The organism is Serratia ureilytica (assembly GCF_013375155.1).
GTDB lineage: Bacteria > Pseudomonadota > Gammaproteobacteria > Enterobacterales > Enterobacteriaceae > Serratia > Serratia ureilytica.
Genome location: NZ_JABXOF010000004.1, coordinates 178510 through 203503, shown reverse-complemented (window position 1 = coordinate 203503; position 24994 = coordinate 178510). Strand labels below are relative to the sequence as shown.

Sequence of the window (24994 nt, the reverse complement as noted above, 5' to 3'; positions counted from 1 at the left end):
ACCCCGGGGCCGGGCAACCTGCTGATCGGCGGCATTTTATTAGCACGCTAAAGATTCAGATTTTTTGAAAAATTACGACAGTTTTACTTGCTAACAACCTGAGCACTTCCCGCTTAACATTCACTCCATCAATACGATACGAGCCGGACAGGGCGAATGTCCTGATATACCGCTCGTTGACATGGCTTCCGCCGAACAGGCATACAAAAACACTTTGGAGTAGATGATGAAAAAATTAGAAGATACAGGTTTGTTGGTTGCTCGTATTCTGATGCCAATCCTGTTTATCGTGGCAGGCTACGGCAAAATGGGTGACGCCTACGCCGGTACCCAACAGTACATGCAATCGATGGGCGTGCCTGGCTTCTTGCTGCCGCTGACCATCCTGCTGGAATTTGGCGGCGGTCTGGCGATCCTGTTCGGTTTCCTGACCCGCACCGTGGCGCTGTTCACCGCCGGTTTCACCATCCTGACCGCGCTGCTGTTCCACACTGATTTTGCGAACGAAGTAAACCAGCTGATGTTCATGAAAAACCTGACCATCGCCGGCGGCTTCATCGTGTTGGCGGTCGCAGGCCCAGGCGGCTTCAGCATCGACCGTCTTCTGAACAAGAAATGGTAATCTAAACTGTCATTCAGGGCCCGGCATGCCGGGCCCTGTCGTTTTTTAACTCGGACACCAAGGAGATTCCCATGGGACAACTCGTCGATGGCGTTTGGCAAGACATCTGGTATGACACCAAATCTACCGGCGGCCGTTTCAAACGTTCAACCGCTCAGTTTCGCAATTGGGTGACCGCCGACGGTCAGCCGGGCGAACACGGCGTGGGCGGCTTCCAGGCCGAAGCGGGCCGTTATCACCTTTATGTTTCTCTCGCCTGCCCCTGGGCGCATCGCACGCTGCTGATGCGCAAACTGAAAGGGCTGGAGCAGATCATTCCGGTCTCGGTGGTGCACCCGCTGATGCTGGAAAACGGCTGGACCTTCGGCCAGGATTTTCCTGAAACCACCGGCGATCCGCTGTATCACACCGACTTCCTGTACCAGATCTACCTGCGGGCCGATCCGCACTACAGCGGGCGCGTGACCGTACCGGTGCTGTGGGATAAACAGCGGCAAACCATCGTCAGCAACGAGTCCGCCGACATCATCCGCATGTTCAACAGCGCGTTTGACGGCGTCGGCGCTCGGGCAGGCGACTACTACCCGACCGCGCTGCGCGGCAAGATCGATGAGCTGAACGGTTGGATTTACGATCAAGTGAACAACGGCGTGTACAAGGCCGGTTTTGCCACCAGCCAGGAAGCCTATGACGAAGCGGTCAACGGGGTATTCAACGCGCTGGAACGCCTGGAGCAGATCCTGGGGCAGCATCGTTACCTGACCGGCGATCGGCTGACCGAAGCCGACCTGCGTCTGTGGACCACGCTGGTGCGTTTCGATCCGGTGTACGTCACCCACTTCAAGTGCGACAAACACCGCATCAGCGACTACCTCAATCTGTACGGCTTCCTGCGCGACATCTACCAGATGCCGGGCATCGCCGAGACGGTCAGCCTGCCGCACATTCGCAACCACTACTACCGCAGCCACGCCACCATCAACCCGCACGGCATCATTTCCATCGGGCCGGCGCAGGATCTGGACGAGCCACACGGCCGCGACCAGCGCTTCGGTTAAGGCGAAAAAAATCCCCTTGCCGCCCGGCAAGGGGATCTCATCCAACCGACGTTAACGCTGCGCGAACAGGCGCGGAATCTCACGCAGGAACCAGGCTTTCGCCTCCCCCATGCTGTCGCGCCGCCAGGCCATGATGATGTCGGCTTCGCGGCTGTATTCCGGCCCGACCACGCGCAGCCGCCCGGCTTCGATATCTTTCTCCACCATCGGGTACGGCATGGTCGCCACCCCCAACCCGGCCAGCAGTGCCAGGCGTTTGTCTTCAATGGTGCTCACCGTCAGGCGCTGTTGCTTGTCCAGCAGCTGTACGGTCAATACCGGGCGCTCACGGGCGGTGTCGGCCACCGCAATGCCGCGGTACTTCACGCGGGTCACTTCGGAAAGCGGCTCCGGCTCCAGGTGGATCGGGTGATCCGGCGCGGCGACATAAACGCTCATCACCTTATACAGTTTGCGGGTGTTGATCTCCGACGACGCGCGGAAATGCATGTCCGGCGCGATCACGATGTCGGCGCGCCCCTGCTCCAGCCGCTCCCAGGCGCCCGCCAGCACCTCGGTGAAAATGGACACCTGGGTGTTGGCCTTCAGCGCCAGCTTGTCAACCAGCGGGAACAGCAGGCTCGGCGGCGACAGCGCTTCACTGACGATAGTCAGGTGAGTTTCCCAACCGCGCGCCAACGCTTCGGCGTCGGTGGTCAGCTTATCGGCCGCCTCCAGCAGCACCCGACCGCGTTCCAGCAACATGCGCCCCACGTTGGTGAACTTGGTGCGGTGGCCCGAACGGTCGAACAGCACCACGTCCAATTCTTCTTCCAATTTTTGCATGGTGTAGCTGAGTGCCGACGGCACCCGGCCCAATTCGTCGGCGGCCGCGGCGAAGCTGCCGCGCCGGTCGATTGCATCCATCACCCTTAGTGCCTCAAGCGTGAGCGCCCGATCTCTGGCCATCGCATCCCTCTGTCAGGAAATTTGAATATGCCGACCAGATTAACTGGCTAACAATCCGACGTCCAGACGCTTACCATTTGGATAATGAATTTAGAGAGCCGATTGCCATGATTACATGCAGAACAGCACAACAATGCGGGCAAGCTGACTTTGGTTGGCTGCAGGCTCGCTACACCTTTTCCTTTGGTCACTACTTCGATCCCAAACTGATGGGCTACGCGTCGCTGCGGGTACTGAATCAGGAGGTGCTGGCGCCGGGCGCGTCGTTCCAGCCGCGCACCTATCCCAACGTGGATATCCTGAACCTGATCCTGCAGGGCGAGGCGGAATACCGCGACAGCGACGGCAACACCACGCGCGTTAAAGCCGGCGAAGCGTTGCTGTTGGCCACCCACCCGGGCCTGAGCTACAGCGAGCAGAACGTCAGCAGTGATACGCCGCTCACCCGCCTGCAGCTGTGGCTGGACGCCTGCCCGGAACGCAGCAACGAACGGGTGCAGCGCCTGGCGCTGCCGGCGGCGGGCAGCCTGCTGTTGGCTTCGCCGGACGGCGCGCAGGGCAGCCTGCAGCTGCGTCAACAGGTCTGGACCCATCATCTCGATCTGCAGCCGGGCGAAGAACAAACGCTGACGATTAACGGGCCGCGCGCTTATCTGCAGTCGATACACGGCACCATCGCCGCCACCGGCGAGCGCCACGAGGAACAACGCCTGACCTGCGGCGACGGCGCCTTCGTGCGCGAGGAGAATCGCCTGACGATCCGCGCCGAGACGCCGCTGCGCGCGCTGCTGATTGATCTGCCGGTGTAAGCCGGCCGGAAAACGAAAAACCCCGCGCAACTGACGTTGCGCGGGGTTTTCTTTTGTCGAGGGAGTTGACCGGTAAGCCGGGTTCTGTCGTGGACAGTCATTCCTCTAGGCCAGCAATCGCTCACTGGCTCAAGCAGCCTACCCGGGTTCAGTACGGGCCGTACCATGTGAACCCCTATTTGGCCTTGCTCCGGGTGGAGTTTACCGTGCCACGAACTGTTGCCAGCCGCGCGGTGCGCTCTTACCGCACCCTTTCACCCTTACCTGATCCCGCTTGCGCGGGCCATCGGCGGTTTGCTCTCTGTTGCACTAGTCGTAGGCTTGCGCCTCCCAGGCGTTACCTGGCACCCTGCCCTATGGAGCCCGGACTTTCCTCCCCTCCATCTGTCTCCCCGAAGAGGACGGCAATGAAGCGGCGACTGTCTGGTCAACTCCGGCGCGGATAGTAGCGTCGCGGCGGCGGCAGGTCAACCGCTTTACGGCTGTTGTTGCTCCAGCGCGTGCTTATACAGCGCATTTTTCTTCACGCCGTGGATTTCCGCCGCCAGCGCCGCCGCCTTTTTCAACGGCAACTCTTTTTGCAGCAGCGCCAGCGTGCGCAGCGCCTCAAGCGGCAGCGCATCCTCCTGCGCCTTGTGGCCTTCGACGATCAGCACCATTTCGCCGCGGCGGCGCACTTCATCTTCCTGCACCCACGCCAGCAGCTCACCCACCGGCGCGCCGTGGATGGATTCCCAGGTTTTGGTCAGCTCACGCGCCAGCACGACATAACGCTGCGGGCCCCAAACGGTGACCATGTCCTGCAGACTTTCCAACAGGCGGTGAGTGGATTCGTAGAAAATCAGCGTGCGCGGTTCCTCCGCCAGCGCCATCAGCGTATCCTTGCGCCCCTTGGTTTTCGCCGGCAGAAAACCTTCGTAGCAGAAACGGTCGGAAGCGACGCCCGCGGCGCACAGCGCGGTAGTGGCGGCGCAGGCGCCCGGCAGCGGCACCACGCGAATGCCGGCCTCGCGGCAGCGGCGCACCAGGTGATAGCCGGGATCGTTGATCAGCGGCGTGCCGGCGTCGGAAACCAGCGCGATGCTCTGGCCTTCCTGCAGTTTCGCCAGCAGCTGATCGGCCTTTTGCTGTTCGTTGTGATCGTGCAGCGCGAACAGACGCGCGTTGATCGCGAAGTGTTGCAGCAGCAATCCGGTATGGCGCGTGTCTTCCGCCGCGATCAGATCAACGCTTTTCAGTACCTCTAACGCGCGGTGGGTAATATCGCCCAGATTGCCGATTGGGGTGGGCACCACATACAGCGTTGATGCAGAAATGACTGATTGTTGGTGTTGATTCATTGTTTCATCCGGGTTGCCGATTTAATATTGAGCATCTTGAAAAAAACATCACTGGATACAGTATGCTTTCCTCAACATTCGTTCGTACCAAAGCAGGGCGTTCCAAGCCTGTCCGACTTACCGCAGTCATCGCGGCCGCCCTTTTCCTGGCAGGCTGTCCGAGTCGGGCCCCGCAAACGCCGCCCGCCAATATACAGGACGAAGCGAGCGCCAGCTCCGATTACTACCTGCAGCAGTTGCAGCAAAGCAGCGATGATAACAAGGCTGACTGGCAATTACTTGCTATTCGCGCCTTGCTGCGTGAAGGAAAACTGCCGCAGGCCGGCGACCAGTTGAATCAGCTGCCGAAAAACCTCAGCGGCGCACAGCAGACCGAACGCCAGTTGCTGACCGCCGAACTGCAGATCGCCAACAAGAGCTACGTCAGCGCCCGCAGTACGCTGGGCCACCTGGACAGCGGTACGCTGTCGCCGAATCAGAAGGTGCGTTACTACCAGGCGCAGATCGCCGCCAACCAGGGCAAAGCATCGCTGCCGCTGATCCGCGCCTATATCGCTCAGGAGCCGTTGCTGACCGGCAAGGCGCACCAGGACAATCTGGATCAAACCTGGCAGGCCCTGCTGCAGCTGACGCCGCAGGAGATGAACAGCCTGGTGATCAACGCCGACGAGAACGTGCTGCAAGGCTGGCTGGATCTGCTGCGCGTCTATCAGGACAACAAGCAGGATCCCGATCTGCTGAAGGCCGGCATCAAAGACTGGCAGAACCGTTATCCGAAGAACCCGGCGGCCAAAACGCTGCCGGCTCGCCTGAATCAGGTGCTGAACTTCACCCAGGCCTCCACCTCGAAAATCGCCCTGCTGCTGCCGTTGAACGGCCAGGCGAAAGTGTTCGCCGACGCCATCCAGCAAGGGTTCGAAGCGGCGAAAAACGGCGGTTCCCTGCCGGCGCCGCAGCCTCAAGCCGCGCAACCGGCCGGCGCGCCGGCCCAAACGGCGCCGGCCGATCAGGCCGCTGCCGGTGACATCAACGCCAACGGCGCGGTCAGCCCTTCGGCGCAAGAGAGCCAGCCGGCCGTGACCGCCGCGCAACCCGCTGCGCCGTCCAGCGCGCCGATAACGCCGCTGCAGGCCGCTAATGCGCAGGTCAAAGTGTACGACACCACCAGCCAGCCGCTGGCCGCCTTGCTGAGCCAGGCGCAGCAGGATGGCGCCACTCTGGTGGTCGGGCCGCTGCTGAAAGAGAACGTCGATCAGCTGTCCGCCAGTACCACCACGCTGAACGTGCTGGCGCTCAACCAGCCGGAAACGCCGAAGGACAATCTGAACATCTGTTACTTCGCCCTGTCGCCGGAAGATGAAGCGCGCGACGCCGCCCGCCACATCTGGGAACAACAGAAACGTCAACCGCTGCTGCTGGTGCCGCGCGGCGCCTTCGGCGATCGCGTCGCCAAGGCCTTTAACCAGGAATGGCAGAAGCAAGGCGGGCAAACCGTGCTGCGTCAGGACATCGGCTCCGCCGGTGAACTGCGCCAGATGGTGAACAGCGGCGGCATCCGCATGACCGGCACGCCGATGTCGAGCGCCCCGGCGCCGCAGAGCGTGACCATCGCCGGGCTGACCATTCCGGCGCCGCCGAGCGACGTGCCCGCCGCTACCGGCGGCAGCGTCGACGCGGTGTATATCGTCGCTACCCAGTCCCAGCTGACGCTGATCAAACCGATGATCGACATGGCCACCAGCTCGCGCGGCAAACCGGCGATGTACGCCAGCTCGCGCAGCTACCAGGCCGGCGCCGGCCCGGACTTCCGTCTGGAAATGGAAGGTCTGCAGTTCAGCGACATCCCGCTGCTGGCCGGCTCAAACCCTCAGCTGTTGCAGCAGGCCAGCGCGCGTTTCCGCAACGATTACTCGCTGGTGCGCCTGTATGCGATGGGGATGGATGCCTGGACATTGGCCAACCACTTTGCTGAAATGCGCCAACTGCCGGGCTTCCAGGTTTCCGGCACCACCGGCACGCTGAGCGCGTCGCCGAACTGCGTGATCAACCGCAAGCTGCCTTGGCTGCAATATCGTCAGGGTACGGTCGTGCCGGTCTCTTGAACCCACGCGCCGCCGGGGCGGGCTATGAGTTACTGGCCCGCCGTCATCTGGAACGCGCCGGGCTCACCTTCTGCGCCGCCAACGTCGCGGTGCGCGGCGGTGAGCTCGACCTCATCATGCGCGACGGCGCCACCTGGGTGTTCGTCGAAGTGCGCTACCGCCGCAACGACGCCTTCGGCGGCGCGGCCGCCAGCGTTACCTCTCGCAAACAACAGCGGTTGCTGCACGCCGCCGCCGTCTGGCTGGCGGGGCGCGGCGCCAGTTTTGACACATCATCTTGCCGTTTTGATGTTTTGGCCATTACCGGTAGCCAGTTAGAATGGATACCCAACGCCTTCAATGCGGATTAATTGGGGTTTTGCGGCGCAGACCGGCCCTTTGACTTAGTGGATTAATACAACGTGCTGGATAGAATTAAAGTCTGTTTTACCGAAAGCATCCAAACCCAGATCGCGGCGGCGGAAGCGTTGCCTGACGCCATTTCCCGCGCTGCGATGACGCTGGTTCAATCCTTACTCAACGGCAACAAAATCCTGTGCTGCGGCAACGGCACCTCGGCGGCCAACGCACAGCACTTCGCCGCCAGCATGATCAACCGTTTTGAAACCGAGCGCCCCAGCCTGCCGGCCATCGCCCTCAACGCCGACAACGTGGTGCTGACCGCGATCAGCAACGATCGCCTGCACGACGAAGTGTACGCCAAGCAGGTGCGCGCGCTCGGGCACACCGGCGACGTGCTGCTGGCGATTTCCACCCGCGGCAACAGCCGTGATATTGTGAAAGCGGTCGAAGCGGCCGTGACCCGCGATATGACCATCGTCGCGCTCACCGGCTACGACGGCGGCGAGCTGGCCGGGTTGCTCGGCCAACAGGATGTCGAGATCCGCATCCCGTCGCACCGCAGTTCGCGCATTCAGGAAATGCATATGCTGACCGTAAACTGCCTGTGCGACCTGATAGACAATACGTTATTCCCCCACCAGGACGATTAAGGAACTGAGATGAAGCTAAAAGCCACATTTGCAGTGCTGTCCAGCGCCCTGCTGTTGCAAGGCTGTATCGCCGGCGTCGTCGTCGGCAGTGCGGCCGTCGCCACCAAAACCGCCACCGACCCGCGCAGCGTAGGGACCCAGGTGGATGACGGCACGCTGGAAGCCAGGGTAGAAAGCGCCCTGAGCAAAGACCAGCAGTTGAAGAAAGAGGCCCGGGTGGTCGCCACCGCCTATCAGGGCAAGGTGCTGTTGACCGGCCAGTCGCCTAACGCCGATCTCACCGCGCGCGCCAAGCAGATCGCCATGGGCGTGGAAGGCACGACCGAAGTGTATAACGAAATTCGCCAGGGCACGCCTGTCAGCCTGAGCACCGCGTCCTCCGACACCTGGATCACCACCAAAGTGCGTTCGCAGCTGTTGACCAGCGATACGGTGAAATCGTCCAACGTGAAAGTCACCACCGAAAACGGCGAAGTGTTCTTGCTGGGCCTGGTCACTCAGCAGGAAGGACAGTCGGCGGCGCAGATCGCCAGCCAGGTCAGCGGCGTGAAGCACGTCACCACCGCCTTTACCTATGTGAAATGATCCTTCAGGCAAGGGGGCTTCCCCTTGCCGATTTTCTGTACGCTTCCCGCTGTTTTACCCTGGTTTAATGAGCCGCGTTTAAAGTAATCTCTCACTTCATTACGGATAAAATTCAAATGGACAGAATTTTAATCGGTTTTCTCACTGCCGTTTCTTTATTCACCGCCGGAGTTTCCGCCGCCAATCCCACTCAGGATACGCCCCGCGCCGAACATGCCCCGCCCCCGATGACCGGTCAAACCGTTGCTACTCAAGGCGCGATCACGGTCGACCAGGTAAAAATCAATTATCAGGCGCAAACCGGGGTGCTGGAATTGAGTAAAGAGGATCCGGAAGATCCCGTGACCGGCATGTTCTATGTTGCGTATTTCAAAAAGAATGAGAATAAGAACGAGAGCAGGCCGATTACCTTTATCTACAACGGCGGGCCGGGCTCCGCCTCGCTGTGGCTGCATATGGGGGCGCTGGGGCCTAAACGGGTTATCGCTACTCAGCCAGAGAAAACACAGCTGGCGCCTTACCAACTCACCGATAACCAATACAGTCTGCTCAACGTCAGCGATCTGGTGTTTATCGATGCCCCCGGAACGGGTTACAGCCGCTTTTCCAGCAGTGCCGCCAGCCAGCCGGAGAGAGCGCAGCAAAAAGCACAGAGTGCCAGCAACGTCTATGGCGTCAACGGCGATGCTCAGGCTTTTTCTCAATTTATCGTTCAGTTTTTAACGCATTACCAACGCTGGAACTCACCTAAATATTTATTGGGTGAAAGCTACGGCACTACCCGCTCGGTGGTATTGGCCGAGACGCTAAAAAATCAGAATATCGATCTTAACGGTATTATCCTGATGTCGCAGTTTCTGAACTACGACAATAACGTCGACGATCCCAATCAAAACCCTGGCGTCGATCAACCTTACTATCTGGCGCTCCCAACCTACGCAGCCAGCGCATGGTACCACCAGCGGCTGCCGGGCAAACACCAGAGCCTGAAAACCCTGTTAGACCAGGCCGAGCAGTTTGCGCTGGGGACTTATGCCCCAGCCTTGCTGCAAGGTACCAATCTGCCTGAAAAAGATCGCCAAACGCTCGCCGAGCAGCTTTACCAATTTACCGGCATTCCGGCCGATTATTGGCTCAAGGCCAATTTGCGCCTGAGTGGACCGGTCTTCGCCAAGCAACTGTTGCGCAGCCAAGACGAGACCATTGGCAGAATCGATACCCGCTATCGTGGGCCGTCGCTGGATAATATCGCTGAAACGTCCAACTACGATCCCAACGTCAGTGCAATTACTTCCGCCTACGTCGCGCAATTCCACGATTATCTTGGCAAAACGCTGCATTTTAGCGCCGACCAAAACTATCGCGCATTTTCCAATGAGGTCTATGACTGGAACATGTCCAGCAACAGCCGGGACAGATCATTTAACGTGTTGCCGAACCTGTCGCGAGTGATGAAAATGACTCCGACAATGAGAGTGATGGTGATTGGCGGGGTTTACGACCTGGCCACCCCTTACTTCGTCGCCAAATATGAGATGAGCCATCTGCCCGTGTCGCCCAAATTACGCGACAATATCCGTTTCTATTGGTATGACACCGGGCATATGCCGTACGTGGATGAACTATCGCTTAAAAAGATGCACGCGGATTTAACTGCATTTATCAGCGAAAAGCCCTGATGCGGCATTAGCCACCGAAGAGAGGGATACCTTGCCCGAAAGCAGGGTATCGCCCGCTTAATCCAGCTTGTTCTCGCGTAAAAACGTTTCCCCGCCCAGCTGCCGCATTTGGCGCATGATCCACTGTTGACGCTGCACCACATAGCCGGAAGGCGCCTCGGCCCTGAAGCGGTGCGGATTCGGCAATACCGCCGCCAGCAGCGCCGCTTCGGCCGCGGTCAGGCGCTTGGCCGGCTTATGGAAAAAGCGCTGTGAAGCCTCTTCCACGCCGAACACCCCGTCGCCGAACTCCACGATGTTCAGATACACCGTCAGAATGCGTCGCTTGGTCCACACCAGCTCGATGCCCGACGTCAGCCCAGCCTCCAACCCTTTGCGCAGCCAGCTGCGGCCATCCCACAGAAACAGGTTCTTGGCGGTCTGCTGCGACAGCGTGGACGCGCCGCGGATGCGCGTCGGGCGCTTCTCGTTGTGGCTGAGCGCCTTTTCAATGGCCGCCACATCGAAGCCCCAATGGTCTGGAAACTTCTGATCTTCCGCCGCCATCACCGCCAGCACCATCTGCGGCGAAATGTCGTCCATCGACACCCAGTCCGAATGAGCGACGTAGCCGAAGTCGCCGCTCAGCCAGGCGCTGATCTGCCGCTCCACCATCACGGCGGAAAACGGCACCGGCAGGAAGGCGAAGGCCACAATGCCCAACACCCACAGGCCGATAATCGCGATGACGCCGCGTTTCAGCCAATACCACGGACGCAGCCGCCGCCATCCGCCGACCGATTTGCTCATTCAGCCAGTTCCAGCACCCGCGCCACCAGTTTATCGATGCCGACGGCCGCCTGCGCGATCGACGGTGCCAGCATATAGGCCGGCGTGGTCACGATCTTGTGCTCGCTGTCCACCACGATGTCGTCCACCGGGCAAATCACCGGCTCGCCGCCCATGGCGTCAATCACTTCTCCCAGGTCGGGATCGTTGCCAATGGTCAGCCGCGCTTGTTGATCGAGCAGCTTCGGCAACAGCGCCGGTGCGATGCACATCAGGCCAATTGGTTTGTTGGCCTTATGCATCTCGCGCGTCAGACGCGCCAACGCTTCATCGACCCAACATTCCGCGCCGGCCTCGGCGAAATTGCTGAGATTCTTGGCGGCGCCAAAGCCGCCGGGCACAATCAGCGCATCCAGCTGCGCGGCCTCCGCCAGCGCCAACGGCTGCACTGCGCCGCGGGCAATGCGCGCCGATTCAATCAGGACGTTGCGCGATTCCGCCATCTCCTCACCAGATAAGTGATTAATAACATGGCGTTGCGGTTTATCAGGCGCAAAACACACCGCCTGAGCGCCGGCACGGTCCAGCGCCAGCAGCGTCAGCACCGCTTCGTGGATCTCCGTACCGTCATAAACGCCGCTGCCGCTGAGGACTACACCCACCTTTTTCATCACTCTTCCTCCTGTCGCTGCTGTCAACTGGTTCGTGCTCGGAGTTGACAAACACTAATCTACATCACACATTTTAATGAATCTTCTAACAAGAGCGCTTACATTTGCTATGTTGTTGGCTGTATGATGTTTAGGAATTCGCTACAACCTGCTCGACCAGAACACTGAAACCAATACGCAGGTTCACAATTTCCCTGGTGTTGGCGCAATATTCGCGCACCCCGGCTCACGTCGGGGTCATTTTTTTTCAGCGTTCTCTACCCAAGCCCGCAGTACCTGCACGTCGTTACGCCACTCTTGCTTCAGCTCATCTACCCAGTCCTGCACGTTATCCCACCAGGCCGGCAGCGTCGGCGTTTGAATCTGTTGCGCCAACTGCTGCAGGTGACGCAGGCCGACCGAACCGGCGGCGCCCTTGATCTTGTGCCCTTCCTCGGTGATGCCTTTCTGATCGCGCGCCGTCATGTTGGAATCCAGCACCGCCAGATAACCCGGCATCATCTGTTCGAACATCTCCAGACTTTGATGGATCAACTGCGGACCAACCAGGTCCATGTACTGCTCCAACATCGCGGTATCGAGTAACGACTCATTAATCTGCATCGCCTTGTGCTCCGTTTTCTTAGAAGTGTGAGAAGGTTGATGATCCCAATAGTGTTTGATGACCTTGGTCAGCGCCGGCACCGACAGCGGCTTGCTCAGCACATCGTCCATGCCCGCCTCGAGATACTCTTTTTTGTCTTTCAGCACGTTGGCGGTCAGGGCCACCAACGGCGGCAGCGCCTGCCCGGCGTAACGCTCGCGCAGCGCCCGGGCGATATCCAGCCCGGTCATGTCCGGCAGTTGGATGTCCAGCAGCACCAGATCGAACTCGTCCGGATCGAACATCGCCAGCGCGTCGTGGCCGTTCATCGCCACCTCGACGCTGTTGCCCAGCTTCTCCAGCACCGAGCGCGCCACGATCACGTTCAGTTCGATATCTTCCACCAGCAGGATGTGCAGCGCCGGCAACGGCAGCTCCTCTTCCTCCGGCGCCGCGCTGACGGCTTCCTGCACCGCCGGCGCCTTGATGGTCAAAGTGAAGCAAGAACCGTGCCCTTGTTCGCTGCGCACGGTAATGTCGCCGCCCATGCTCTGCGCCAGCCGTTTGGAGACCGCCAGCCCGATGCCGGTGCCGGTGGCCGGACGGCCGCCGCGCTGATCTTTCACCTGATAATACATGGCGAAGATCTTGTCCTGCTCGTCCTGCGGGATGCCCATGCCCGAGTCTTCCACTTCGAACACCAGCTTCTCCTGCGCCTCGCGCCGCACGCGCACCACAATTTGCCCCTGCTGGGTAAATTTCACCGCGTTGCCGATCAGGTTCCACAAGATCTGCCGCAGGCGCGTGCCGTCGGTCACGATCTGCTGCGGCAGCGGCGTCTGCGGCTCCATGATGAACTGCAGCCCTTTCGGCTGCGCCAGCAGGCCCGAGAGATTCTCCAGATCCGCCAGGAATCCGGTGAAGTCCACCGGCTGGTTGTCGAGCTGCACCTTGCGCCGCTCGAGCTTGTCCATTTCGATAATGTCGTTGAAGATATTGCCGAGGGTGATGGCGCTGACGTGAATGGTCTTCAGGTATTTCAGCTGCTCGTCGTTCAGCTCGGTATCAAGCAAAATGCGGCTCAGGCCGACGATGCCGTTAAGCGGCGTACGCAGCTCGTGGCTGATCGTGGAGATAAAGGTGGTCTTCTCCCTGCTGGCGTTCTCCAGCGCGTCCTGGTAGCGCTTACGCTCGGTAATATCGCGGCCGAAGCCCATCAGCCCGTGGCGTTTGCCCACCCGGTCGTAAAACGGGACCTTGCGCAGCTCGAAACAGGCCTTGCGGCCGTCGGGATACACCAGCCACTGTTCGTAGGTCAGCGAAACGTTGTGGCGGAACACCTTCTCGTCGGTCTCAATGACCTTTTCGGCGATCTCCTGGCCGTAGACGTCGAACGGCGTCAGGCCGATCAGCTGTTTCTCGCTTTTGCCGGTCAGCAGTTCCATCGCGCGGTTACAGCCGGAAAACTCTTTATCTTCGTTGCGGTAGTAGACCAAATCCGGCGAGGCATCGAGGAAGGAACGCAGCAGCGCCGATTGCTGGCCCAGCTCAATCTGCGCCTGCTCGCGCTGCTCCATCTCTTCCGTCAGCTTTTCCATCACCTGCAGGCGCTCTTCTTCCGCTTTGATACGGTCGGCGATCTCCTGATTCAGCTGGCTGATATTGTCTTTGAGCTGCTGATTAAGCTCCAGATCGCGGTGGCGCATCTCTTCCAGCTTGTCCACCAGCCGCGCCAGCCGTTGGCGCGACTCTTCCAGCTGTTCCACCACCACCGAGAGAAAGTAGACCGCCCACGGGGTGATCAACAGACCGAAGAAGATTGAACGCACCACGTCGATGCTTTCCACTTCGCCGCGCAGCAGCATGGTCACCGCCATCTGCACCACCATCGCCAGCACCACCAGCGCCGAGGCCAGCAGCAGCGAGAAGCGCACCAACCCCAGTTTCACCATTAAATCAACGTAGTACTGGGCCAACACCCGGATTTGCTTCATAGCGGCTCCCATCAGACACAATCTTTTGAATCATACCGTAAAACCGCAATGAGATAAGGCGGCAAACGCCGAAGTGTGGCAAAGATTGCACTTCAGAGCGGCATTCCGGGGCGGTAGCGCCGCTTTTCATCCAGCGCGCTGCCCTGCCCGCCGTATTGCTGCAGATAAGCACCGACCGCCTGCATGCCGCTCCAGCGGTTTTCGCACCACAGCGGCGCCAGCAGCGTCGGCCGACGGGCGCTGGCGGAAAGACGGTGGTACACCACCTCGCCCGGCGTATGGCGGATCATCTCCCCGGCGCTGGCGGCGTAAGCTTCCAGCGCCAGTTCGGGCAACCGCCCGGCATGCCACGCCCGCGCCAGGGTACTGCCGGTGACGACGTGCAGCGGATGCAGTTTGATGCCATCCACGCCGGTCTCCGTCACCCGCTGCAGCGTGAGCAGATGATCGCGCTGAGTTTCTCCCGGCAGCCCGACGATCAGATGGCAGCACACCTTCAGCCCGCGCTGCCGGGCCAGTCGCGCAGTCTGCTGATAACAGCGAAAATCATGGCCGCGGTTGATGCGCTTCAGCGTTTTCTCGTGCGCCGTCTGCAGCCCCAGCTCCAGCCACACTTCATAGCCTTGCTCGCGGTATCCCGTCAGCAGATCCAGCGCGGCGGGTGGCACGCAGTCCGGCCGGGTGCCGACGCACAGGCCGACCATGGCGCTCTGCGCCAACGCCTGCCGATACATCGTCTCCAGCCGTTCAACCTCCGCATAGGTGCTGGTATAGGCCTGGAAATAGGCCAGATAGCGCCGCGCCCGATCGGCCCGCGCGGCCTGCTGCGCCAGCTGTTCGGCAATGCTCTGGCGTTGCATCGCTTCATCGGCGAACGAGGCGACATTGCAGAACGTACAGCCGCCGCGCCCCAACGTGCCGTCGCGGTTAGGGCAGCTGAATCCGCCGTGCAGCGTGAGTTTATGGATCTTTTCGCCATAGCGGCGCTGGAGATCCGCGCCAAACATATTGACTAATTGCGGCAACTGCATAATCTTGGTGGTTCTCTGTGTTCAAAGCCGCGATGCTAATAAGAAACGGTTTTTCCCGCGATGACAGAGATCAACGCTTTCCCCGCAAGGCGCCATCAGGCATAACTATTCATCATAAACGCAAATCAATTCACTCTAATTCTGATGAATTATTCTAATCGTCACGCAACCGTTAACGGCAATATGACAACACGGTGAAAAACAGTCATAAACATCAGCCAAGCAATATCTTATAGAATAAAATTCTGGCATTACCCCCCGCACTAGCATGGTGCAGAGATTAAGGGGTTGCACTATAGTGAGACAGCTCACACTTCTGCAAGGATCGGCGTTGCCCCACGATAGTGCAAAAATGCATTAAATTACTTATTTATCAAATAAATAAACATCATTAATTCGATAAGAATCTATCTTAAGCCCACATTTGACCTGCGAATTCTTTCTCGCTAAGTTGGAAGTCCGCTGGAAGCTTTCTGGACGGGCAAACGTCTCGTCATATTTATGCAGTAATTGAAGACTCCCTCTTAAAACAAGTCCTATACCACTTGTGAGACCGTCACGAGAGGCCATTGATGGAGGGCGGAAAAGCAGATTGGCGGGGTTAACTTGCTGATTGGACTTCTGCCTGAAATTGGGAAGCCCCCTCGCAGTAGGTTGTGAGAGTCACGCAGAGCCTGGGGAGGTTCACGATATGTTGTACGATAAATCCCAAGAGAGGGACAACTGTGGTTTCGGCCTGATCGCCCATATAGAAGGCGAACCTAGCCACAAGGTGGTGCGCACCGCCATTCACGCGCTGGCCCGCATGCAGCACCGCGGCGCGATCCTCGCCGACGGCAAGACCGGCGACGGCTGCGGCCTGTTGCTGCAAAAACCCGATCGTTTCTTCCGCATGGTGGCGGAAGAGCGCGGCTGGCGTTTGGCCAAGAACTACGCCGTCGGCATGATGTTCCTCAGCCAGAATGAAGAGGAAGCGCGCATCAGCCGCCGCATCGTGGAAGAAGAGCTGCAAAACGAAACGCTGTCGATCGTCGGCTGGCGCGAAGTGCCGACCAACCCGGACGTGCTGGGTGAAATCGCCCTCTCCTCCCTGCCGCGCATCGAGCAAATCTTCGTTAACGCCCCGGCCGGCTGGCGCCCGCGTGATATGGAGCGCCGCCTGTTCGTGGCGCGTCGCCGCATCGAGAAACGCGTGGAGGACGACAGTTTTTACGTCTGCAGCTTCTCTAACCTGGTGACGATCTATAAAGGCCTGTGCATGCCTGCGGATCTGCCGCGCTTCTATCTCGATCTGGCGGACCTGCGCCTGGAGTCGGCCATTTGCCTGTTCCACCAGCGCTTCTCCACCAACACCGTGCCGCGCTGGCCGCTGGCGCAGCCGTTCCGCTACCTGGCGCACAACGGCGAAATCAACACCATCACCGGCAACCGCCAGTGGGCGCGCGCCCGTACCTATAAATTCCAAACACCGCTGATCCCGGATCTGCAGGCCGCCGCGCCGTTCGTCAACGAAACCGGCTCCGACTCCAGTTCGCTGGACAACATGCTGGAGCTGCTGCTGGCGGGCGGGATGGATCTCATCCGCGCCATGCGCCTGCTGGTGCCGCCGGCCTGGCAGAACAACCCGGACATGGACGGCGATCTGCGCGCCTTCTTCGACTTCAACTCGATGCACATGGAGCCGTGGGACGGCCCGGCCGGCATCGTGATGTCCGACGGCCGCTACGCCGCCTGTAACCTCGATCGCAACGGCCTGCGCCCGGCGCGCTACGTGATCACCAAAGACAAGCTGATTACCTGCGCCTCCGAAGTCGGCATCTGGGATTACCAGCCGGATGAAGTGGTGGAAAAAGGCCGCGTCGGCCCCGGCGAGCTGATGGTGATCGACACCCGCAGCGGCCGCATCCTGCACTCGGCGGAAACCGATAACGATCTGAAAAGCCGCCACCCGTATAAAGAGTGGATGGAGAAAAACGTCAAACGCCTGGTGCCGTTCGAAGATCTGCCGGACGATCAGGTCGGCAGCCGCGAGCTCGACGACGCGCAGCTCGAAACCTATCAGAAACAGTTCGGCTACAGCAGTGAAGAGCTGGATCAGGTGATCCGCGTGCTGGGCGAAATTGGCCAGGAGGCCACCGGTTCGATGGGCGACGATACCCCGTTCGCCGTGCTCTCCAGCCGGCCGCGCATCGTTTACGACTATTTCCGCCAGCAGTTCGCGCAGGTCACCAATCCGCCGATCGATCCGCTGCGTGAAGCGCACGTCATGTCGCTGGCCACCAGCATCGGCCGCGAAATGAACGTGTTCTGCGAAGCCGAAGGCCAGGCGCACCGCCTGAGCTTCAGATCGCCGATCCTGCTGTACTCCGATTTCAAACAGCTCACCACGCTGGAAGGCGAATACTATCGCGCCGAGACGCTCGATCTGACCTTCGATCCGCAGCAGCAGGATCTGGAGCAGACCATTCGCGCCCTGTGCGACGAAGCGGAACGCAAGGTGCGTGAAGGTGCGGTGCTGTTGGTGCTGTCCGACCGCGCCATCGCGCCCGGCCGCCTGCCGGTGCCTGCTCCGATGGCAGTCGGCGCCGTGCAAACCCGCCTGGTGGAAAAAAGCCTGCGCTGCGACGCCAACCTGATCGTTGAAACCGCCAGCGCCCGCGATCCGCACCACTTCGCCGTACTGCTCGGCTTCGGCGCGACCGCCATCTATCCGTATCTGGCCTATGAAACCCTGGCCAAGCTGGTGGACAGCCAGGCGATCGACAAGAAATACCGCGACGTGATGCTGAACTACCGCAACGGCATCAACAAAGGCCTGTACAAGATCATGTCCAAGATGGGCATTTCGACCATCGCCTCTTACCGCTGCTCCAAGCTGTTCGAAGCGGTCGGCCTGCACCGCGATCTGGCGGATCTGTGCTTCCAGGGCGTGGTCAGCCGCATTGGCGGCGCCAGCTTCAGCGATTTCCAGCAGGATCTGCAGAACCTTTCCAAGCGCGCCTGGCTGAAACGCAAACCGCTGGAGCAAGGCGGCCTGCTGAAATTCGTGCACGGCGGCGAATACCACGCCTACAACCCGGACGTGGTGAACTCGCTGCAAAAAGCGGTACACAGCGGCGAGTACAGCGACTATCAGGCTTACGCCAAGCTGGTGAACGAGCGGCCGGTCGCCATGCTACGCGATCTGCTGGCCATCACGCCGAAAGGCGAACCGATCCCGGTCGATCAGGTCGAACCGGCGGAATCGCTGTTCAAACGCTTCGACACGGCGGCGATGTCGATCGGCGCGCTGAGCCCGGAAGCGCACGAATCACTGGCGATCGCCATGAACGGCCTCGGCGGCTTCTCCAACTCCGGCGAAGGCGGCGAAGATCCGGCGCGCTACCGCACCAACAAGGTGTCGCGCATCAAACAGGTGGCCTCCGGCCGCTTCGGCGTAACACCGGCCTACCTGGTGAACGCCGACGTGATCCAGATTAAGGTGGCGCAAGGCGCCAAGCCGGGCGAAGGCGGCCAGCTGCCGGGCGACAAAGTCACCCCGTACATCGCCAGACTGCGTTACTCGGTGCCGGGCGTGACGCTGATCTCCCCGCCGCCACACCACGACATCTACTCGATCGAAGATCTGGCGCAGCTGATCTTCGATCTGAAGCAGGTCAACCCGAAGGCGGTGATCTCGGTGAAACTGGTGTCCGAGCCGGGCGTCGGCACCATCGCCACCGGCGTGGCGAAAGCCTATGCCGATCTGATCACCATCGCCGGTTACGACGGCGGCACCGGCGCCAGCCCGCTGTCCTCGGTGAAATATGCCGGCTGCCCATGGGAACTGGGCCTGGTGGAAACCCAGCAGGCGCTGGTGGCCAACGGTCTGCGCCACAAGATCCGCCTGCAGGTGGACGGCGGCCTGAAAACCGGCGTGGACATCGTCAAAGCGGCGATCCTGGGCGCGGAAAGCTTCGGCTTCGGCACCGGGCCGATGGTGGCGCTGGGCTGCAAATACCTGCGCATCTGCCACCTCAACAACTGCGCGACCGGCGTCGCGACTCAGGACGACAAGCTGCGCCGCGATCACTACCACGGCCTGCCGGAACGCGTGACGAATTACTTCCAGTTTATCGCGCGTGAAACCCGCGAGATCATGGCGCAACTGGGCGTGAGCCAGTTGGTGGATCTGATCGGCCGCACCGAGTTCCTGACCGAGCTGGACGGCATCTCCGCCAAGCAGAACAAGCTGGATCTGTCGCCGCTGCTGAAAACCGCCACGCCGCATCCGGGCAAAGCGGTGTACTGCACCGAAAGCAGCAACCCGGCGTTCGACAAGGGCCTGCTGAACAAAGAGCTGCTGGCGCAGGCGCAGCCGCATATCGAAGCGAAACAGGGTAAAACCTTCTACTTCGACATTCGCAACACCGACCGCTCCGTGGGCGCCATGCTGTCCGGCGCTATCGCCAACGTGCACGGCGATCAGGGCATGGCGGCCGATCCGATCAAGGCGCACTTCTCCGGCACCGCCGGGCAGAGCTTCGGCGTCTGGAACGCCGGCGGCGTCGAGCTGACCCTGACCGGCGACGCCAACGACTATGTCGGCAAAGGCATGGCCGGCGGCAGCATCGCGGTGCGTCCGCCGATCGGCTCCGCCTTCCGCAGCCATGAAGCCAGCATCGTCGGCAACACCTGCCTGTACGGCGCCACCGGCGGCAAGCTGTTCGCCGCCGGCCGCGCGGGCGAGCGTTTCGCGGTGCGCAACTCCGGCGCCATCACCGTGGTGGAAGGCATCGGCGACAACGGCTGCGAATACATGACCGGCGGCATCGTCTGCGTGCTGGGTAAAACCGGCATCAACTTCGGCGCCGGCATGACCGGCGGCTTCGCCTACGTGCTGGACGAAGACGGCGAGTTCCGCAAGCGCGTGAACCCGGAGCTGGTGGAAGTGCTGGATGTCGATCAGTTGGCGATCCATGAGGAGCATCTGCGCGGCCTGATCACCGAACACGTGCAGGCGACCGGCTCTTCCCGCGCGGAAGAGATCCTGGCCAACTGGCCCGAGTGGGCGCCGAAGTTCGCCCTGGTCAAACCGAAGTCCAGCGATGTCAAAGCGCTGTTGGGTCACCGTAGCCGTTCCGCAGCCGAGCTGCGGGTGCAGGCGCAGTAAGAGGTAGGTCATTAATGAGCCAGAACGTTTATCAATTTATCGACCTGCAGCGTGTTGATCCGCCTAAGAAACCGCTGAAGATCCGCAAAATCGAGTTCGTCGAGATCTACGAACCGTTTTCGGAAACCCAGGCCAAAGCCCAGGCGGACCGCTGTCTGTCCTGCGGCAACCCGTATTGCGAGTGGAAGTGCCCGGTGCACAACTACATCCCGAACTGGCTGAAGCTGGCCAACGAAGGCCGCATCATGGAAGCGGCGGACCTGGCGCATCAGACCAACAGCCTGCCGGAGGTGTGCGGCCGCGTATGCCCGCAGGATCGCCTGTGCGAAGGGTCTTGCACCCTGAACGACGAGTTCGGCGCGGTCACCATCGGCAATATCGAGCGTTACATCAGCGATAAGGCCATCGAAATGGGCTGGAAGCCGGACATGTCGCACGTGCAGCCGACCGGCAAGCGCGTGGCGATCGTCGGTGCCGGCCCCGCCGGGTTGGCCTGCGCTGACGTGCTGACCCGCAACGGCGTCAAAGCGGTGGTGTATGATCGTCATCCTGAGATCGGCGGTCTGCTGACCTTCGGCATCCCGGCCTTCAAGCTGGAAAAGGAAGTGATGGTCAAACGCCGCGGCATCTTCAGCGAGATGGGCATCGAGTTCCAGCTGAATACCGAAGTGGGCAAAGACGTCAGCATGGAGACTTTGCTGAGCGAGTACGATGCGGTGTTCCTCGGCGTCGGCACCTATCAATCGATGCGTGGCGGGCTGGAGAATGAGGAAGCGCAGGGCGTGTACGACGCGCTGCCGTTCCTGATCGCCAACACCAAGCAGCTGATGGGGTATGAAACCGAGCAGCACGAGCCTTATGTCAGCATGGAAGGCAAACGGGTGGTGGTGCTGGGCGGCGGCGATACCGCCATGGACTGCGTGCGCACCTCGGTGCGTCAGGGCGCGACGCAGGTCACCTGCGCCTACCGCCGCGACGAGGCCAACATGCCGGGCTCCAAGCGCGAAGTGAAGAACGCCCGGGAAGAAGGGGTGGACTTCCAGTTCAACCTGCAGCCGCTGAGCATCGAACTGAACAGCGCCGGCCGCGTGGCCGGGGTGAAAATGGTGCGCACTCAGTTGGGCGCGCCGGATGCCAACGGCCGCCAGGCGGCGGAGCAGGTGCCGGGTTCCGAACACGTGATCGACGCCGACGCGGTGGTGATGGCGTTCGGCTTCCGCCCACACCGTATGGACTGGCTGGCGGCGCACGACGTGCAGCTCGATAAACAGGGCCGCATCGTGGCGCCGGAAGGCAGCGACAACGCATTCCAGACCAGCAACCCGAAAATCTTCGCCGGTGGCGACGCGGTCCGCGGCTCCGACCTGGTGGTGACGGCGATCGCCGAAGGCCGCAAAGCGGCAGACGGCATCATGAACTACCTGGAAGTGTAAACCTTCCGTACCGCCAAAGGCCCGGCACGTTGCCGGGCCTTTGTTTTAACCGGCCACGCTTTGTAACAACCTCCCCCTCCTCACTGCCTCAACGCGCTATAGTATTGAGTTAGCACCATTGCAGGGCGCGGCTGCGCCTGACACCGAGATAAGGATAGCGAACATGAAATGCTCCATTTCCCTGTTGGCCGGCGCACTGCTGGCCGTCAGTTTCAGCGCCTCAGCCCTGGCGCTGGATTCGCAGGAGGTCGGTTACAATATCGAAGCGCGCGGCGCGCGGCCGGTCGTGGCTCAGTTGGGCAAGGCCGGGCAGTTCAGCGCCGTGGAAAACAGTATCCGGTTGGGGGACGACAACTGGATTGCCCTGGCGCCCAAGCTGGCCGGCGGCGGCAATGCCGGATTTACCGCCGGCATTAAATCTGCCCTCTCCGCCGCCCTGATCTACAACCCGGCGGCGGTATTGCAGGCGCTCAACAAAGGCAACGATCTGCCGCTCAATGACATCTGCACCGCGCCGCCGGAAGTGCAAGGCGACACCGCCATCACCAGCTTCCGTGAGCGCGCGGCCCGCGCGCTGTCCACCGTGCGCGTAGGCGATCTCAGCGCGCCGCGCGATGCCTGCATTGCCGCCTTGAAAGGCTGATCCGCTTCGTCCGGGCAAAAAAAAGCACCCCACGGGGTGCTTTTTCGTTTGTTCACGCGGGCTTATTTCACCACGCGCAGCGCCGGGCGGCCACCGCGCGGCGGCTGCGGCGGTTCGTCGTCCGGGCCGTCATCTTCCGCGGTATCCGGGCGATCGCCGTCGATCACCGACATCAACGTTTCCGAAGGGATCGTCTCATTGTCCAAACCTTCGAACACGCCTTCGCTTTCGTCGTAGGCGGCTTCCGGTTCAAACATCGTGCCGGCGCCGTTCTCACGCGCATAAATCGCCAGCACGGCGGCCATCGGCACCGAAACCTGGCGCGGCACGCCGCCGAAGCGCGCGTTGAACTGCACGTCTTCGTTGCCCAACGCCAGGTTGCCTACCGCGCGCGGCGCGATATTCAACACGATCTGGCCATCGCGCGCGAACTCCATCGGCACCTGAACATCAGGGCGAGTCACGTCGACCACCAGGTGCGGCGTCAGCTGGTTATCCAGCAGCCAGTCATAGAACGCCCGCAGCAGATACGGGCGACGCGGCGTCATCTGAGACATGTCCATCGCGCTTAGCCCCGGGTTTGCAGGCGCATTTCACGCTCGGCTTCGGTCAGGGAAGCCAGGAAAGCGTCGCGTTCGAAGACGCGGGTCATGTAGCCTTTCAGCTCTTTGGAGCCGGCGCCGCTCAACTCGATGCCCAGCTGCGGCAGACGCCACAACAGCGGTGCCAGGTAGCAATCCACCAGGCTGAACTCTTCGCTCATGAAATACGGCGCCTGGCCGAAAATAGGCGCGATCGCCAGCAGCTCTTCACGCAGTTGGCGGCGGGCGGATTCTGCTTCCTGACCGCTGCTCTTCTCGATCTTGTCCATCAGCGAGTACCAGTTCTTCTCGATGCGCAGCATCATCAGACGGCTCTCACCACGGGCAACCGGGTAAACCGGCATCAGCGGCGGGTGCGGGAAGCGCTCATCCAGGTATTCCATGATGATGCGGGATTCATACAGGGTCAGTTCGCGATCGACCAGCGTAGGCACCGTCTGGTAAGGGTTGAGGTCAATCAGATCTTGCGGCAGGTTATCCATTTCGACCTGCTCGATCTCGACGCTGACACCTTTCTCCGCCAGTACGATGCGTACTTGATGGCTAAAAATGTCGGTCGGGCCAGAGAACAGCGTCATTACCGAACGTTTGTTGGCAGCGACAGCCATGAAAACCTCCAAGTTATCTAGAAAATACTGCGAATAGCCAACTGACAGGCTGCTATCCTGAATAATCTTGCCGCAGGCCGGCAGCACGCAGCGCGACCCGAACCCATAAAAAACCGGCCCAGGAGGTCAACTGCACGGCGAACAGGCGCAAAAGTGGGTGATAGTTTACCAGATTTTGCTTGTTTTGTGGGGGCGCTGCGGCGAATTCATGTTGAATTGTCTGATATGCCACAGATTTTAGTCGGGGAAGGCGGATTTCAGGCATAAAAAAACCCGGTGAAGCACCGGGTTTTTTGCGTAAATCGCACTGCCGAAGCAGCGGAAATTAACGCTTGGAGAACTGCGGACGACGACGTGCTTTACGCAGACCGACTTTCTTACGTTCAACCTGACGAGCGTCACGGGTGACGAAGCCAGCTTTACGCAGTTCAGAACGCAGAGTCTCATCGTACTCCATCAGTGCACGGGTGATACCGTGACGGATAGCGCCAGCTTGACCGGAGATACCACCACCTTTAACGGTGATGTACAGATCCAGTTTGCCAACCATGTCGACCAGTTCCAGCGGCTGACGAACTACCATGCGGGCAGTTTCGCGACCGAAGTACTGTTCCAGGCTGCGCTGGTTGATAACGATGTTACCGTTGCCCGGCTTGATGAAGACGCGAGCGGCGGAGCTTTTGCGGCGACCAGTGCCGTAGTATTGATTTTCAGCCATTGCCATTAATCCCGATTAAATGTCCAGAACTTGCGGTTGCTGTGCCGCGTGATTGTGCTCGGTGCCCGCGTAAACTTTCAGTTTACGGAACATAGCACGACCCAGCGGGCCCTTTGGCAGCATGCCTTTAACCGCGATTTCAATCACGCGCTCAGGACGGCGGGCAATCATCTCTTCAAAGGTCGCTTGCTTGATACCACCGATGTGGCCGGTGTGGTGGTAGTACACTTTGTCTGTACGCTTGTTGCCGGTTACAGCAACTTTGTCAGCGTTCAGAACGATGATGTAATCACCGGTATCCACGTGCGGGGTGTATTCCGCTTTATGCTTGCCGCGCAGGCGACGAGCCAGTTCAGTAGCGAGACGGCCTAAAGTTTTACCATCTGCATCAACAACGTACCAGTCGCGTTTTACGGTTTCTGGTTTAGCTGTAAAAGTTTTCATTAGAAAGCTTACCCAATAATTAGTTACACGTTGGTGAACACCCAAACGCTCGAAAACAGTTGAGGCTCACACGACCATACAAGTCCAGCAAACCTACCCCTTCGAATAGCCATTGCCGGCACTATAAAGTTTTTGGGAAAAAAAACTTTGTTGTAACGTGGGGTCGCAAGATTATAGAGAAGTCGCTCACAAAGATCGAACGGTTTTTGAAT

Annotated in this window: 21 protein-coding genes and 1 other RNA gene; 11 read left to right on the top strand and 11 right to left on the bottom strand. The window is 60.2% G+C overall.

What is annotated here, in order from left to right; all coding sequences use genetic code 11:
- The first annotated feature begins 226 nt into the window (after positions 1-226).
- Together HWW83_RS09765 and HWW83_RS09760 are read left to right on the top strand one after the other, a co-directional pair.
- A complete protein-coding gene (locus tag HWW83_RS09765) occupies positions 227-622 on the top strand; it encodes a DoxX family protein (RefSeq protein WP_033644519.1) in 396 nt (131 codons plus the stop codon).
- Positions 623-693: 71 nt separating this feature from the next.
- Positions 694-1680 (top strand): glutathione S-transferase family protein, encoded by a 987-nt coding sequence (locus HWW83_RS09760; RefSeq protein WP_176589243.1) that lies wholly within the window; start codon positions 694-696, stop codon positions 1678-1680.
- 51 nt (positions 1681-1731) lie between these two features.
- Here the strand turns inward: HWW83_RS09760 and HWW83_RS09755 are convergent, their stop codons facing one another.
- Positions 1732-2628 (bottom strand): LysR family transcriptional regulator, encoded by an 897-nt coding sequence (locus HWW83_RS09755; protein WP_025304355.1) that lies wholly within the window; start codon positions 2626-2628, stop codon positions 1732-1734.
- Positions 2629-2735: 107 nt separating this feature from the next.
- Here HWW83_RS09755 and HWW83_RS09750 point away from each other — a divergent pair, with 107 nt between their 5' ends.
- Entirely contained in the window at positions 2736-3437 is a 702-nt protein-coding gene (locus HWW83_RS09750; RefSeq protein WP_163966417.1) for a pirin family protein, read from the top strand.
- A gap of 57 nt (positions 3438-3494) precedes the next feature.
- Here the strand turns inward: HWW83_RS09750 and rnpB are convergent.
- Together rnpB and rsmI are read right to left on the bottom strand one after the other, a co-directional pair.
- Positions 3495-3872, bottom strand: an RNA gene (gene rnpB, locus HWW83_RS09745) — RNase P RNA component class A.
- Between the two features lie 41 nt (positions 3873-3913).
- The gene (gene rsmI, locus HWW83_RS09740) at positions 3914-4777 is read right to left on the bottom strand and encodes a 16S rRNA (cytidine(1402)-2'-O)-methyltransferase (RefSeq protein WP_004937108.1); all 864 of its coding nucleotides are present in this window, start codon (positions 4775-4777) and stop codon (positions 3914-3916) included.
- A gap of 62 nt (positions 4778-4839) precedes the next feature.
- On the opposite strand from rsmI, the gene HWW83_RS09735 reads away from it, so the two are divergent.
- The 5 genes from HWW83_RS09735 to HWW83_RS09715 all read left to right on the top strand — a co-directional run bounded on the left by HWW83_RS09735 (position 4840) and on the right by HWW83_RS09715 (position 10135).
- Positions 4840-6879 carry a penicillin-binding protein activator gene (locus HWW83_RS09735; RefSeq protein WP_149542689.1) on the top strand — a complete coding sequence of 680 codons (2040 nt, stop codon included), beginning with the start codon at positions 4840-4842 and terminating at the stop codon, positions 6877-6879.
- Positions 6876-7229 carry a YraN family protein gene (locus tag HWW83_RS09730; RefSeq protein ID WP_089192279.1) on the top strand — a complete coding sequence of 118 codons (354 nt, stop codon included), beginning with the start codon at positions 6876-6878 and terminating at the stop codon, positions 7227-7229. Before HWW83_RS09735 ends, HWW83_RS09730 begins: the two co-directional genes overlap by 4 nt.
- 51 nt (positions 7230-7280) lie before the next feature.
- Positions 7281-7871: a DnaA initiator-associating protein DiaA gene (diaA, locus tag HWW83_RS09725; protein ID WP_004937103.1), complete on the top strand. Its 591-nt coding sequence runs from the start codon at positions 7281-7283 to the stop codon at positions 7869-7871.
- Between the two features lie 9 nt (positions 7872-7880).
- Positions 7881-8456 (top strand): division/outer membrane stress-associated lipid-binding lipoprotein, encoded by a 576-nt coding sequence (gene dolP, locus HWW83_RS09720; RefSeq protein ID WP_021505102.1) that lies wholly within the window; start codon positions 7881-7883, stop codon positions 8454-8456.
- Between the two features lie 116 nt (positions 8457-8572).
- A complete protein-coding gene (locus HWW83_RS09715) occupies positions 8573-10135 on the top strand; it encodes a S10 family peptidase (protein WP_089192280.1) in 1563 nt (520 codons plus the stop codon).
- A gap of 57 nt (positions 10136-10192) precedes the next feature.
- Here HWW83_RS09715 and mtgA read toward each other — a convergent pair whose 3' ends face one another.
- The 4 genes from mtgA to mnmL form a co-directional block, all read right to left on the bottom strand.
- On the bottom strand, positions 10193-10924 hold the full coding sequence (gene mtgA / locus HWW83_RS09710; protein ID WP_060660211.1) for a monofunctional biosynthetic peptidoglycan transglycosylase: 732 nt from the start codon (positions 10922-10924) through the stop codon (positions 10193-10195).
- The gene (gene elbB / locus HWW83_RS09705) at positions 10921-11574 is read right to left on the bottom strand and encodes an isoprenoid biosynthesis glyoxalase ElbB (protein WP_033644510.1); all 654 of its coding nucleotides are present in this window, start codon (positions 11572-11574) and stop codon (positions 10921-10923) included. Before elbB ends, mtgA begins: the two co-directional genes overlap by 4 nt.
- A gap of 237 nt (positions 11575-11811) precedes the next feature.
- Positions 11812-14151: an aerobic respiration two-component sensor histidine kinase ArcB gene (gene arcB / locus HWW83_RS09700; RefSeq protein WP_033644509.1), complete on the bottom strand. Its 2340-nt coding sequence runs from the start codon at positions 14149-14151 to the stop codon at positions 11812-11814.
- A 92-nt stretch (positions 14152-14243) separates the two neighbouring features.
- Positions 14244-15182 carry a tRNA modification radical SAM protein MnmL/YtqA gene (gene mnmL, locus HWW83_RS09695; RefSeq protein ID WP_089192282.1) on the bottom strand — a complete coding sequence of 313 codons (939 nt, stop codon included), beginning with the start codon at positions 15180-15182 and terminating at the stop codon, positions 14244-14246.
- 691 nt (positions 15183-15873) lie between these two features.
- On the opposite strand from mnmL, the gene gltB reads away from it, so the two are divergent.
- The 3 genes from gltB to HWW83_RS09680 all read left to right on the top strand — a co-directional run bounded on the left by gltB (position 15874) and on the right by HWW83_RS09680 (position 22410).
- Positions 15874-20334: a glutamate synthase large subunit gene (gltB, locus tag HWW83_RS09690; RefSeq protein ID WP_176589242.1), complete on the top strand. Its 4461-nt coding sequence runs from the start codon at positions 15874-15876 to the stop codon at positions 20332-20334.
- 14 nt (positions 20335-20348) lie between these two features.
- Positions 20349-21767, top strand: coding sequence for a glutamate synthase small subunit (locus HWW83_RS09685; protein WP_096242621.1), 1419 nt, complete (start codon positions 20349-20351; stop codon positions 21765-21767).
- A gap of 163 nt (positions 21768-21930) precedes the next feature.
- Positions 21931-22410 carry a hypothetical protein gene (locus HWW83_RS09680; protein ID WP_033644504.1) on the top strand — a complete coding sequence of 160 codons (480 nt, stop codon included), beginning with the start codon at positions 21931-21933 and terminating at the stop codon, positions 22408-22410.
- A gap of 62 nt (positions 22411-22472) precedes the next feature.
- On the opposite strand, the gene sspB is transcribed toward HWW83_RS09680, so the two are convergent.
- The 4 genes from sspB to rplM all read right to left on the bottom strand — a co-directional run bounded on the left by sspB (position 22473) and on the right by rplM (position 24782).
- Entirely contained in the window at positions 22473-22973 is a 501-nt protein-coding gene (gene sspB / locus HWW83_RS09675; RefSeq protein ID WP_025304365.1) for a ClpXP protease specificity-enhancing factor, read from the bottom strand.
- Between the two features lie 5 nt (positions 22974-22978).
- A complete protein-coding gene (gene sspA, locus HWW83_RS09670; protein ID WP_004937082.1) occupies positions 22979-23620 on the bottom strand; it encodes a stringent starvation protein SspA in 642 nt (213 codons plus the stop codon).
- Positions 23621-23945: 325 nt separating this feature from the next.
- Complete coding sequence (gene rpsI / locus HWW83_RS09665) at positions 23946-24338, bottom strand: 30S ribosomal protein S9 (RefSeq protein WP_004937080.1); 393 nt, start codon at positions 24336-24338, stop codon at positions 23946-23948.
- 15 nt (positions 24339-24353) lie between these two features.
- Positions 24354-24782, bottom strand: a complete 429-nt coding sequence (gene rplM / locus HWW83_RS09660; protein WP_004937079.1) for a 50S ribosomal protein L13 — start codon at positions 24780-24782, stop codon at positions 24354-24356.
- Between the last annotated feature and the right edge of the window lie 212 nt (positions 24783-24994).